Consider the following 12,192-nt stretch of genomic DNA (forward strand, 5'->3'; position numbering starts at 1 on the left):
CGACGTCTCGCGAGGGAGCGAGGACTCAGCGGGCGGGAACCGGATCGGTCGACGGCCACTCCCGCCTGATCAGCCCGTAGACCCACGAGTCGGAGACCTCGCCGTTCACGACGCAGTCTTCCCGCAACGTCCCTTCACGCACAAAGCCGAGCTTCTCCAGCACGCGGGCAGATGCCACGTTGCGCGTATCGGCCTCAGCCTGGACGCGATTCAGGTCCAGCGTGTCGAATGCCCACCGCAGCAACTCGCGCGCGGCCTCCGTCGCGTAGCCATGGCCCCAGGCCGCATCGTCGAAGCAGTAGCCCAGCGACGCGCTGCGGTAATCCGGGTTCCACCGGTTCAGGCTGCACCAGCCGATAAACGCCCCGTCGGAGACACGATCCACGGCCAGCCGCGCCCCGGTGCCCACCTCTGCCATCTGCCGGCAAGCCGTGATGAACCGCTCGGCGCGCACGCGTTCGCTCCACGGCGGCGCGTCCCAGTAGCGCAGCACGTAGGCGTTGCTGTGCAGCGCGAAAAGGTCGTTCGCATCCGCGTCGTCGAAGGGACGCAGCCGAAGGCGAGCGGTGTGCAACGTGGGCGTGGGCAGCGACATGTGCGTCATTTTGCCTCCCGTGATTGATGGCCGATCTACCCGGCATCTGATGCCGCCCACTCGCAACGGGTTTCTCGGCGGGCGGGAGAGTGGCGTGCCCGCTCACCGGCAGATTCGCGCGTCCCGAGGCGCACCGACGTGCACCTCGATCCCTGCTGTCAAGCATCAGGTGGCAGGGATGTCGCACGTCAGTTGTCGGGCCACGTGGGCAACGGGCCGGCCTCGGCGTTACCGCTTCGGCCAGAGATCTCAGCGAGCGGCGCGGAGACGTCTTAATGGCCACTCGTCCCGCGGAGTGCTCCTCGAACGCGTGGCGCATCAGCATGAACGGCCGCCGCGCCCCGGCTGGCTGCCGGCCCACGAACCTCAACCACCTCGGCGCTACCGTCTACGGCGGCCCCGGGTTTCCCGCTTTCCGCGCCAGCCGCCGGGCGTTCTGGCTGGCCGGCGTGGAGCGACAGCCGAGCGTCGGACGCGCGCCCAGGCGGCGGCGCATGCGGCCCGTTCAGGGCCGCCTTGATAGATGTACGGAAAGCCCTCCCACATGCGCCGGCAGCCGGCTGTGCTCCGTCGGTGAGGCGCGACACTCGTCCGCCGAGTGCCCTGCGAAAGTCGATGGCGCGGATCGCGGCATGAATCAGTGTCAGCGGCCACCTTCGGTCCACCGCCAGCGGTACCGCTCAGGGATCCAGGCTAGGGCGTCGGCATTGGTCGGCTCCGTCAGAGCGACTACGGACTCGTCGAACAGGTGCCACTCGTGCCGGGAATACGCCTCGGCGGCGATGAGCAACGTCGAGGCGTGGTCGCCGTGCAGCAAGACCTCGCTCACGAGCCCAGCGTCGTGACGGCCCTCGACAACGGTGTCGTAGACGACTTCCACCTGGTTGATTGGGCCGCGTACGAGCGGAACCCCTCGGCGGGACCGCAGCGAGCCGGAGTCGAACTCCGGCAGTCGGAGTTGCACGGTCGGGATGAAGCAGAGGCCGAAGAGCGCGTCATCCTGGTAGACGCTGACCTCTGCCGATGCGTCGGCGCCGATGGCGCGTAGCCAGGCGTAGGGCGTCCGTGCGGCGTCGGGTTCAGCCCACGCAATCGCGACATCGCCAGGACCAGACTCAAGGGCCCGTTCCACTCCCTCCCACGACTCGACACTCATGGAGGCCAGCAGAAGTGCGGCCGAGATGTTCTCAGTGATCCAGCCGTGTCGGTCAGCCAGTCCAGCGGCAGCCAAGAGGTCTGCCACAGCCTCGCGCGTCATGGCGGCTAGGTCGTCCGCCGAAGGCATGATGTGCCCGCGCGCTGCGGAGAAGACCGGGAACGGGCCACCGTCCTCGCGGAAGACTGCCCAGGCCGGTTCACCGGTCCGGCTGGTGAACTCCCAGCCAAGGCCGTCTCGGGCGCTCACATCACTGGCGATAACCGCATCCCACAGAGAGCGCCAGTCCGCCATCAGTCAACTCCTTTCGGGTGTGATGGCCTGTCGTCAGACGGCATTCGCACGGTAGCGACTGTGCGCGGCGAACCGGCGGTGGTGTGCGGCTCGACTCAGACGAGGTGCGAGAAGGCCAACGTCAAACCGATCACCGTTCACGACGCCAGGCGCACCTGCGCCACGCTCCTGGCCGACCTCGACGTCCACCCCAGAGTCGCCATGCAGGTGCTGAGGCACGCCCGCTCCTCCGTGACGATGGAGATCTACACCCAGGTATCGATCAAGGCGACCAGAGACGCACTCAAACGCCTCGGCGACTCACTCGCGCAATACCGAGCTGCTGTAGTTAACTGCTGTACAACAGCAGAAAGGCCACCTCCCGAACCCGGGAAGTGGCCTTTGACCTGCGTGGGCGATACTGGGATCGAACCAGTGACCTCTTCGGTGTGAACGAAGCGCTCTCCCGCTGAGCTAATCGCCCTCAGCGCGGATGACTTTACCTGATCGTCCGCCCCGACCGCGAATCCGGGGTCAGTGCGTCGCGAGGTAGTGCATCAGGCGGGCGATCACGTCGATGCCGAGGCTGTACTTGAGCGACAGCCAGAGCACCACCGCCACGAAGATCAGGCCGACCGAGCCGAGCACGATCCGTACGCCGAGGGATTGTCGCGTCACCCACTGTGTCCAGCCCTGCACGTGGCGGCGGGTGAAGCCGAGCAGCCTTCGGGCCCAGTGGTACTCGACGGCCCAGATTCCGAGGCCCGCGATCACCAGCAGCCAGCCGGGTCCGGGTAGTGGGATGAGAGCGACACCCACGGTGACCACGATCGCGCCCGCGATCGTGATGAAGATCTTGAGGGTGATCCGGCCGGTCGGGTTGGCGCGGATGAGTTCGAGGGTGGTGGAGGCACGTGTCCGCCAGCGTGGCCGTGGGTCAGCGAGGGCTACACCCCCCGCGTCGGCCTCCGGCCACCTTTCACCGGAGTCCGGCCGACCGGTCTGGTCGTGCTGATCCATCGGCACCGCGTACCCCCGCTTTTTGGCTGTTCGGACCGCGACTTTCGGTGGGCGAGGCGCCGCGATCGGATCCACTGAGGATCGGTTCGTGACCATTTCACCCCCCAGTGTCGCTCGGGACCGTCACCCCTTCCGACGACTGGACGTTACCGGAGTAAGTCGACGACTGAGCCACCCGATCCCGGGCGGGACGACGCACTGGGCAGAACCGGAAATCCTACATGAATTTTCACATTCAGGAGGCCTTTCCGAACCCCTTCCCACCACTGGGTGAAGTCAGCGTATGGCGGAGCGTAGCCAGGAGTAGCACCTGAGTATGGGAAAAGCGGGACACGCGCGTTCCGCAGCGGTGCCGGGGGGAGAACGTCCATGAGTGTCATCCGACCGACGACCGTAGAGGTCGAGACGTCGCTAAGGCTCGTCGCGCCTGACGCCACCGCCTTGCCGGTGCGTGCCAGCTTGCGTTACGACCCTGCTGACCCGTATGCGGTCCATGTCCTGTTCCATGCCGAGTCGGCCGGAGGCGAGGCGGTGAGCTGGTCCTTCGCCCGCGAACTGCTGGTCACCGGGCTCGACGAACCGGCCGGCATCGGGGACGTCCGGGTATGGCCGTGGGCCACCCCGCGCGGCGACTTCGTCGCGCTCGCGCTGTCGTCACCCGACGGCAACGCTCTCTTCGAGGTGCCGCGGAGCGTCCTGGTGCGCTTCCTGCGGCGGACGTACGTCGTCGTCCCGCGCGGCCGCGAGGCCGAGCACCTGGACGTCGACACGGCGGTGAACCGGCTGCTCGCCGGCCGCTGAGTACCCGCACACCGGGCAACACCGGCCATTCGGCCACAGGAGCCGCGCGGACCTGCCGAGTCCGCGCGGCTCCGGCATGCCCAGGTGTACGCCGACGCCCGCCCCGGGGGCCGGTTCGCGGTCAGCCGTGGGTGGTGATGCCCCCGTCGACCGGAATGACCGCTCCCGTGAGGTACGCCCCGGCGCGCGACGAGAGGTAGATGGCCGTGCCGGCCATGTCCTCCGGCCGCCCGATCCGCCCCAGCGGCACCTGCTGCTCGATGGTCGCCCGGGACGTCGGGTCGTCCAGGGCGAACGCCATCATCTTGCTCTCGAACGGGCCGGGCGCGATCGCGTTGACGGTGATCCGGTCGCCGGCGAGCTGGTGGGCGAGGCTGCGGGTGAGCATGTGCACGGCAGCCTTGGTCGCCGAGTACGCGTACACCTCCATCCACGGCACCCGGACGCCGTCGATGGAGCCGATGTTGATCACGCGGGCGGGGTCGCCGTCGCTCGCTGCGGCGCGCAGGGCCGGCAGCAGCGCGGTGGTGAGCCGGAACACGGCCTTGACGTTCACCGCCCAGAGCTTGTCGAACGCGCTCTCCGGGTACGCCTCCAGCGGCGCGCCCCAGGTCGCACCCGCGTTGTTGATCAGAACGTCGAGCCGGTCGTACCGCTGGCGGATCGCGGCGGCGAGCGCTTCGGCGCCGGCGTCGGTGGACAGGTCCGCCGGAATCGCCTCGCAGCGTCCCTCCGCGGAGAGCTTCTCGGCCACGGCGGCGCAGACGTCCGCCTTCCGCGACGAAATGATCACGTGCGCGCCGGCCTGCACGAAGCCCTGGGCGATCATCAGGCCGATGCCTCGGGAACCGCCGGTGACCAGGACCGTCTTGCCTTCGACCGAGAACAGATCCGTCATGCCCATCCCATCGCGAGTCGCCGGGTCGCCGCCGGCCGTCCAGCTGGCGGCGGCCGGTCGAGTGACGACGCGGCACTGTCGTCGCCGACCGGCACTACCGCCGGGTAACGTAGCCCGGCCCGGCGGACCGGGACAAGACCGTGCCGCCGCGGTCCGTCGGCGGACGCACCACGTCGAAGATCCGCGGCGCGGCAGAGAGATGCAACGACCTGCGTTGCGGGCTAACGTCGGGTGCGATGGTCTCCTCTGGTCAGTACCCCCCGGCAACGGTCAGCACGGCTCTCCCCTCCGCCGCCGCCGAGATCGACACTCTCGGGCTGGCCGGCCTGGCCGGCGATCCCGGCTGGCGGCGGCCGGTGCTGGTCGACCGGGACCTGCTGGTGCTGACCACGAGCGGGCACGGTGACGCCGAACTGGACTTCGAGCCGATCCCGTGCCGCCCCGGCACCCTGCTGCGGGTGCACGCCGGGCAGGTGTTGCGCTGCCCCTGTCCACAGCTGGACGCCACGGTGGTGCGCTGGAACGCCAACGCCCTGCGGGGCCTCGACGTGGATCCGGACGCCGTACCGACCTGGCGGCAACTCGCCGGCGAGGACGAGGACGCGGTGATCACCGAGGTGAGCCAGCTCGCCGTGGACTGTGCCCGGCACCGGGCGGTGCCCGCCGCGCGAGGGCTGCTGCGCCATCAGCTCGCCGTGCTGCTGCTCCGGCTCACGCTGGCCGGCGGCGGGCCGTCGACGTCCCGGCCCGAGGAAGCCACCTTCCACCGGCTCTGCCGGGAAGTCGAACGCGGCTACCGGCACACCCGCCGGGTCGAGGACTACGCCGCGCGGCTGGGCTGCTCGGTGCGTACGCTCACCCGGGCCTGTCTGGCGGTGACCGGGCGCAGCGCCAAGCAGGTGATCGACGAGCGGGTGGCCCTGCAGGCCAGCCGTTTGCTCGCGGCAACCGACGAACCGATCGCCCGGATCGGCCGAGGCCTCGGCTTCAGCGAGCCGACCAACTTCGGGCGGTTCTTCACCCGCGAGACGGGAACGAGCCCCGGCGCGTTCCGGGCCGCCCGCGAGCAGCCGCTACCCGGCCAGGTCGTCCGGCCCCGTACGCTCGTCGAGCCGAGCCTCGATCGCGCGCTCGACGCTCTCCCCAACGCCCGGCGACCGCGCTGAATCCACCGTGGACCACGCGGGCGTTTCCCGATCCGCCGCTGCGGGCATCTTCGATCCCGACACGACAGGCATGGCGGGGAAGGGAGCCCGGCGATGGGTGTGATGTTCCGCAAGCGGCAGAAGATCGGGCCGCTGATCCTCAACTTCACCGAGAACGGCTTCTCCTCGTGGAGCGTGAAGATCGGCCGGTGGTCCTGGAACTCCCGGGCGCGGGCGCACCGGGTCGATCTACCCGGCCCGCTGTCCTGGAAGCAGGACAAGTCCCGCCGCTGAGCTCCGGAGGACGTGTGGGGTGCCGGTGGCGACACCGGCACCCCGTTCGCCGTCGGGTGTCGGTGCTGTTCAGGCTGCTCCGGCCGAGCGGGTGAGGACCACGTCGCCGCCGAGCCGTCCCTCGGCCGGGTCACGGGTGACCACGCCCGCCGCGAGCAGGTCGGTCAGCGCCCGCAGCGCGTCCGACGAGCGGTAGACGGTCGCGGTCAGCGCGTGGCGGCGAAGCTCGGTGACCGTACGGGGGCCGGTTCGGGCCAGCTCGGCGAGGAGTTCCCGGCCCAGCGGGTCGAGCTCCGGATCGCCGCCGGCGTCGGGCAGCCGCCCAGCCGGGTCGCGCAGCCGTACGTCGCCGGCCACCCAGAGCGTCTCCTTGAACGCCTCCAGGCTCCGGTCCGACCCGGTGCCGAACGTGATCGACGCCGTCTCGCCGCCTGCGGGCACCAGATCCACCTCGGTCACCAGCGGAAAGCCGGCCGCGTCCAGTTCGGCGCGGGCGCTGCGGCCGGCGCGGAGCAGGAGCTCGGCGGGTCGGCCGCCGGCCGCTGCTCGTAACACCGCGGCGTCGGGGACACCGGAGGCGCCGACGGCGTCCACGAAGGAGAAGAGCGGGGCACCGGCCGCCCCGCCCGCCTTCAGCGCGACCGGCAGCCGGCTCGGGTCACCCGGCACCACGTGCACGGCGACGTCGGCCGGCAGCCCGGCCTCGATCGGGCCGAGCCGGGCCGGCAGGTCGGCCGCCGCCTCGGCGAGCACCAGCACGGTGAGCCGGAGCCCGCGTAGCCGGTCGGCCTGCCCGGCGACGAGCCGCAGCGCGGCCTCGGCGGAGTCGACGTCGGGGTGCGCGTACGCCAGGGCCACGGTGGCCCGTCGAGAACGGTGCAGGGCCGTCGGCAGCCAGGTCTCCAGCTGGCGGACGAGCAGTTCGCGGAGGGCGGCGGCGGTCGGGTCGGTCGGCATCCTGCCGTTCTACCGCACCGGCCGGTCAGGCCGGCACGGAGATGCCCACCCCGCCGCGGGTCTGCCCGCCGTAGCGCTGCCGCTCGCGGTCGAGGTCGAGCCGTCCGATGCGCTTGCGTGCGGCGCGGGCGGCGTCGTCGAGCAGGTCGGCCGGGACGAGCCAGACCACCTCGAACTCGAGGCCGTCGGGGTCCTGCCCGTAGAGGCTCTTGGTGGTGCCGTGGTCGGAGCTGCCGACCAGCGCGCCGGCCGCGGCGAGCCGTTCGGCGGTGACGGCGAGCTCGTCGAGCGTGTCCACCTCCCAGGCCAGGTGGTAGAGGCCGACGGTGCCGCGCCCCGCGGTCGACCGGCCGGCGCCCGCGCCGATCTCGAACAGGCCGAGGTCGTGGTCGTTGGTCGAGCCGGGCGCCTGGAGGAAGGCGCCGCGGAAGCCGTCCGGGGCCATCTCGACCGGACGGAAGCTCAGCGCGTCGCGGTAGAAGGCGACGCTGCGGGCGAGGTCGCTGACGTAGAGGACGGCGTGGTTGAGCCGGTGGATTCCCATGCCCCAACGGTAGCCCGATTTAGTTGAGCGTTCAACTACTGACGTTATGATGGGTGTCATGACGCGGTGGTTGAACACGGACGAGCAGCGCACCTGGCGGGCGTTCCTCGCCGCCTCCCGCGGCGTGATGGACGCCCTCGACCGCGAGCTGCAACGGGACGCGGGCATGCCGCACGCGTACTACGAGATCCTGGTCCGCCTCTCCGAGGCACCGGATCGCCGGATGCGGATGAGCGAGCTGGCCGAGCTGACCGGATCGTCGCGCAGCCGGCTCTCGCACGCCGTCGCCCGCCTCGAGGCCGCCGGCTGGGTCCGTCGCGAGGACTGCCCCACCGACCGGCGCGGCCAGGTCGCACACCTCACCGAGGCCGGCTTCGAAACGCTCGCGGCCGCCGCGCCCGGCCACGTCGAGGGCGTACGCCGGCACCTGTTCGACGCCCTCTCCCCCGCCCAGGTCGACCAGCTGCGCAGGATCAGCGAGACGCTGGCCGCCCACCTGACCGGATCCTGACGCATCCACACCGGCGCGGGTCTTGTACTTACCGTTCTCGGATGAGCACGATGGGGCGTGCCCTCCGGCTTCGGCGAACTGACTGACCAGGCGCATCACCTGGTGTCCACCGGCGACCTGGCCGGTGCTCAACGGCTGCTCTCCGACGCGCTGAGCGACGCCGATCCACGCCCGGCGAACGCCACCACCGAACTGGCCGAGGCGGCGAGCCTCCAGGCGCGGGTCCTGGTCGCCCTCGGCGAGCCACACTCCGCCCGAGGTTGGGCCGCGTTCGCGTACGCCGCCCACACCCGGCTGCACGGCCGTTCCGACCCGCGTACGGTGGCCGCCGCCGCGACCCTGGCCGCGGTGCTGCACCGGGTGGGCAGCCATCCACGGGCCGCCCGGCTCTACCGGGACGTCATCATCGAGCTGACCGCGCAGGACGGGCCGGAGTCGCTGCGGGTGCTCGCCGCCCACGCCGACCTGGCCACCGTCGAGTACGCCCGCGGGCAATGCCGGACCGCCCGGGACCGCCTGCAGGACGCCTGGGAGCTGCACCGCGAGGTCTACGGCGACGGGCATCCCAGCGGCATCAAGATGCTGGCCCGGCTCGGCGCGATGCAGCGCGACTGCGGGCAGTTCGGCGAAGCGCACGACAGCCTCGCCCTGGCCCGGGAGCTCTGCCGGCAGCACCTCGCCGGCGACGACCCGCTCGCCGGCCAGGTCGCCACGCTGGCCCGGGCCGCCGCCAACCCGGATCACGTCTGTTCGGACTCCCCGCCGGCCGCGCACGACGCGCCGGTCGTGCCCGCCGCCCGCACCCCGTCCTACGGGGACACGCCGGGGTACCCGCCGTCGGAGCCGGAGGGGCGGACCGTACCGGTGCCGCGCCAGCCGGTGGACGACCCGGCGGGGGCGGAGCAGGCGAGGGCGGAGCAGGCCTGGTGGTCGCCGGACTCCGACCAACAGGTCCCGGGCGCCGGCGCCGAGCCGCCCGGTGGATCGGGCGGCGGCGCCGGGACGCTGCCGCCGCACGGCGATGCGCGGCTCGGGGCGGAGTGGACGACCTCAGCCGGGGACGGGCCGCCGCCCCTCTCCGGAACGGAGGCGGGTGGCTACCCGCCGGTCGACGACGCCGCCCCGCCGGCCGGGAGCGCCGTGCCACCGGCGGTGATGGCGCTCGGCGGCGGGCAGCAGGAGGCCGACGGCGTGCACCGGGTACGCCGCGACGTCGAGCCGTACGAGCCGTCGAGGCTGCTGCCCGTGCCGGTGCGCCGCACGCCCTCCACGTCGGGGCGGCGACTGGTAACGCTCGTGATCGCCGGGGTGGCCGTGGTGCTGCTCGGCGCCGCGGCGGTGATCGCCGGCGTGTCCCGGGTCGGCGGCGACGACCCGCCGCCCGAGCTACCGCCCGGCTCGGCCGGCTCCACCCCGACGAGCACGACCGCGAGCCGGTCCGCCGCGGCGAGCCCGACGCCCCGCATCGGCGCCCCTCCCGCCGGGGTCGACCTGCGCGACAACCGGGACAACGTCGCACTGCGCTGGACCTACCCGGCCGGCGGCGAGGGGCCGGTGGTCATCTCGGGTGGAAGGGCCGGCCAGCCCAAGAGCGCCCTCACGGATCTGCCCGCAGGCACGAGCGACTTCGTGGTCTACGGGCTGAGCCCGAGCAACGACTACTGCTTCACGGTGGCGGTCGTCTGGTCCACCGACACCGTCGCCACCGCCGACGAAATCTGCACCCACCGCCGCTAACCCCACCGCCCCACCCCACCTTCCGCCCCAACCCCGCCCTCCCCCCCGCCCAAGATCCGCGCACCTTCACGGAAAGAGTGGCTATTCCGCGGCGAATAGCCACTCTTTCCGTGAACTAGTTGCTGCGGTCGTCGGTGGGTAGGGGCGGGAGGCGGAGCAGTACCCGCAGTCCGGGGTCGGCGTCGGCGAGGCTGACCGTGCCACCGGCCCGGCGCACCAGCTCGCGGACGATCGACAGCCCCAGGCCGGCCCCACCGGCGTCGCGGGCCCGCGCGTCGTCCAGCCGGGTGAACCGGTCGAAGACCCGATCGCGGTCCGCGGCGGGAATGCCCGGTCCGTCGTCGGTCACCGTCACCAGGTGGTACGCGCCGTCCGGTACGGCGGCCAGCACCACCCGGGTACGCGCGTGCCGAACCGCGTTGTCCACCAGGTTGGTCAGCACCCGGCGCAACTCGTCCGGGTGCCCGACGATCCACAGCGGCTCGTCCGGCGGCGACGCGTGGACCGGCGGCGACGGGTAGCGGGCGGCGACCGCGGTGAGCAACTCGCCCAACTCGACCGGGCCGACGCCGCTCGACCGGGCCCCGCCGCTGACGCCGCTGCCCGCCCCGGCCGCGCCGCTGACACCGCCGCCCGCCCCGGTCGTGCCGGCATTCCCGTCCTGGTCGGCGTCGGACTCGTCGAGCCGGGCCAGCAGCAACAGGTCGTTCACCAGCCGGCCCAGCCGTTCGGTGTCGGCGAGCAGGTTCTCGGTCACCGCCGCCCAGTCCGTACGGTCGCCGAGGCGGCGGGCCACCTCCAGTTCGGTGCGGATGTTGGTGACCGGACTGCGCAGCTCGTGGGCCGCGTCGGCGAGGAAGGCCCGCTGTCGTCGCCGAGCCGAATCCAGCCGATCCAACATCCCGTTGAGGGTGACGGCCAGCCGGTGCACCTCGTCGCGCGAGGCGGGCACCGGAAGACGGTCGGGTCCGGCTCGTCCGGTGATCTCCTCGGCGCCGCGACGCAGCGCCTCCACCGGCCGCAGGGTCGCGCCGACCACCCGCCAGGCGACCGCGGCGAGGACCGCCACCAGCAACGGAAAACTGATCAGGAGGATGCTCCCGACCACCTGCGTGCTGTGCCGTACGTCCGTCATCGACTTCGCGACCAGGACGGTGAGCGGGTCGGTGGCCGTACCGGCGGGCACCGTCACGACCCGGACCGGGCCGGCGAGCCCGGCCCGCTCCCCCGACACCGACAGGCGCTGCCGGCGGTGCGGTTCGAGCCGCTCCGGGCGGACCATCGGCACCAGGCGGTCGGCGTCGATCGACGCGGCCCGTACCCGCCCCTGGGTGTCGATCACCTGGACCCGGACCTGCCCGCCGGCCACCGGCAGTGGATCGGGCAACGCGTCCTCGGCGGCGAGCAGGGCGACCGCGTCCGCGGTGCGGAACGCCTCGCTGTCCACGCTGCGCTGCAGCACGTAACCCAGCACACCGAGCAGCACCAGCCCGCCGAGCGCCAGTCCGACCGAGAGACCGAACACGCCGATCGCCATCAGCCGGCCGCGCAGCCCGAGCGCGGGCAGCCACGGACGCGGCAGCGCGCTCACGTGGCGAGCCGATAGCCGGCGCCGCGGACCGTCTCCAGTCGCTCGCGGCCGATCTTGCGGCGCAGGTAGCCGACGTAGACCTCGACGGCGTTGGGTGCCGTCTCCACACTCGCGTCCCAGACGTGGTCCAACAGTTCGGTCTTGGAGACCACCTCGCCGGGGCGGCGCATCAGGTAGTCGAGCAGCGCGAACTCACGGGCGGTAAGTGCCACCTCCGTGCCGGCCCGGGTCACCCGCCGCCGCGCGGGGTCGAGCCTGAGGTCGCCCACCGCCAGCACGACCGGGCGTTCCGGCGCGCCGCGCCGCAGCAGCGCGCGCAGCCGAGCCAGCAGCACCACGTACGAGAAGGGCTTGGTGAGATAGTCGTCGGCCCCGCAGTCCAGCCCGTCGGCCTGGTCGTACTCGCCGTCCTTGGCCGAGAGCATGAGCACCGGAAGCCAGTGTTCCTCGGCACGCAGCCGACGGACCACCTCGTAGCCCGAACAACCCGGCAACATGACGTCCAGGATCATCGCGTCGTAGCCACCGCCCCGCGCCGCGTCCAATCCGGCCGGCCCGGTCGGCGCCACGTCCACCGCGAAGCCCTCAGCCTGCAGACCTCGTTGCAGCGAGGCCGCCAGCCGCGCCTCGTCCTCCACCACCAGCAGCCGCACGGATCAAGGGTGCCACT

The 12,192-nt window shown here is 72.1% G+C and carries 13 protein-coding genes, 1 tRNA gene and 1 pseudogene; 6 read left to right on the plus strand and 9 right to left on the minus strand.

From position 1 onward, the window contains the following. Positions 1-25 precede the first annotated feature (25 nt). Both AB0F98_RS01520 and AB0F98_RS01525 read right to left on the minus strand, forming a co-directional pair. Positions 26-595: a GNAT family N-acetyltransferase gene (locus AB0F98_RS01520; RefSeq protein WP_357726965.1), complete on the minus strand. Its 570-nt coding sequence runs from the start codon at positions 593-595 to the stop codon at positions 26-28. 643 nt (positions 596-1,238) lie between these two features. Continuing rightward, positions 1,239-2,045, minus strand: a complete 807-nt coding sequence (locus AB0F98_RS01525; protein ID WP_357726968.1) for a hypothetical protein — start codon at positions 2,043-2,045, stop codon at positions 1,239-1,241. Positions 2,046-2,141: 96 nt separating this feature from the next. On the opposite strand from AB0F98_RS01525, the pseudogene AB0F98_RS01530 reads away from it, so the two are divergent. Beyond that, positions 2,142-2,357, plus strand: a pseudogene (locus AB0F98_RS01530) (tyrosine-type recombinase/integrase); the annotation flags it as partial. Between the two features lie 79 nt (positions 2,358-2,436). Here the strand turns inward: AB0F98_RS01530 and AB0F98_RS01535 are convergent. Together AB0F98_RS01535 and AB0F98_RS01540 are read right to left on the minus strand one after the other, a co-directional pair. After that, positions 2,437-2,508, minus strand: a tRNA-Val gene (locus AB0F98_RS01535). Between the two features lie 50 nt (positions 2,509-2,558). Then, positions 2,559-3,044, minus strand: a complete 486-nt coding sequence (locus AB0F98_RS01540; protein WP_357726971.1) for a TIGR02611 family protein — start codon at positions 3,042-3,044, stop codon at positions 2,559-2,561. Positions 3,045-3,413: 369 nt separating this feature from the next. On the opposite strand from AB0F98_RS01540, the gene AB0F98_RS01545 reads away from it, so the two are divergent. Next, a complete protein-coding gene (locus AB0F98_RS01545) occupies positions 3,414-3,845 on the plus strand; it encodes an SsgA family sporulation/cell division regulator (protein ID WP_007457244.1) in 432 nt (143 codons plus the stop codon). Between the two features lie 121 nt (positions 3,846-3,966). Here AB0F98_RS01545 and AB0F98_RS01550 read toward each other — a convergent pair whose 3' ends face one another. Further along, positions 3,967-4,743, minus strand: a complete 777-nt coding sequence (locus AB0F98_RS01550; protein ID WP_357726974.1) for a glucose 1-dehydrogenase — start codon at positions 4,741-4,743, stop codon at positions 3,967-3,969. A gap of 236 nt (positions 4,744-4,979) precedes the next feature. On the opposite strand from AB0F98_RS01550, the gene AB0F98_RS01555 reads away from it, so the two are divergent. Together AB0F98_RS01555 and AB0F98_RS01560 are read left to right on the plus strand one after the other, a co-directional pair. Next, positions 4,980-5,909, plus strand: a complete 930-nt coding sequence (locus tag AB0F98_RS01555) for an AraC family transcriptional regulator (RefSeq protein WP_357726977.1) — start codon at positions 4,980-4,982, stop codon at positions 5,907-5,909. Positions 5,910-6,002: 93 nt separating this feature from the next. Beyond that, entirely contained in the window at positions 6,003-6,182 is a 180-nt protein-coding gene (locus AB0F98_RS01560; protein ID WP_076471474.1) for a DUF4236 domain-containing protein, read from the plus strand. A 69-nt stretch (positions 6,183-6,251) separates the two neighbouring features. Here AB0F98_RS01560 and AB0F98_RS01565 read toward each other — a convergent pair whose 3' ends face one another. Next, positions 6,252-7,139, minus strand: coding sequence for a hypothetical protein (locus AB0F98_RS01565; RefSeq protein ID WP_357726984.1), 888 nt, complete (start codon positions 7,137-7,139; stop codon positions 6,252-6,254). 25 nt (positions 7,140-7,164) lie between these two features. Continuing rightward, positions 7,165-7,683: a VOC family protein gene (locus tag AB0F98_RS01570; RefSeq protein ID WP_357726988.1), complete on the minus strand. Its 519-nt coding sequence runs from the start codon at positions 7,681-7,683 to the stop codon at positions 7,165-7,167. A gap of 49 nt (positions 7,684-7,732) precedes the next feature. Between AB0F98_RS01570 and AB0F98_RS01575 the strand changes: the two genes are divergently transcribed. Beyond that, the gene (locus AB0F98_RS01575) at positions 7,733-8,194 is read left to right on the plus strand and encodes a MarR family transcriptional regulator (RefSeq protein WP_357726991.1); all 462 of its coding nucleotides are present in this window, start codon (positions 7,733-7,735) and stop codon (positions 8,192-8,194) included. A 57-nt stretch (positions 8,195-8,251) separates the two neighbouring features. Beyond that, a complete protein-coding gene (locus AB0F98_RS01580; protein WP_357726994.1) occupies positions 8,252-9,931 on the plus strand; it encodes a tetratricopeptide repeat protein in 1,680 nt (559 codons plus the stop codon). A 115-nt stretch (positions 9,932-10,046) separates the two neighbouring features. Here AB0F98_RS01580 and AB0F98_RS01585 read toward each other — a convergent pair whose 3' ends face one another. Further along, a complete protein-coding gene (locus tag AB0F98_RS01585; RefSeq protein WP_357728977.1) occupies positions 10,047-11,468 on the minus strand; it encodes an ATP-binding protein in 1,422 nt (473 codons plus the stop codon). A 50-nt stretch (positions 11,469-11,518) separates the two neighbouring features. Further along, entirely contained in the window at positions 11,519-12,175 is a 657-nt protein-coding gene (locus tag AB0F98_RS01590) for a response regulator transcription factor (RefSeq protein WP_357726997.1), read from the minus strand. Positions 12,176-12,192: the final 17 nt, after the last annotated feature.

Origin of the sequence: Micromonospora sp. NPDC023737 (assembly GCF_040639715.1) — a bacterium.
Lineage (GTDB): Bacteria > Actinomycetota > Actinomycetes > Mycobacteriales > Micromonosporaceae > Micromonospora.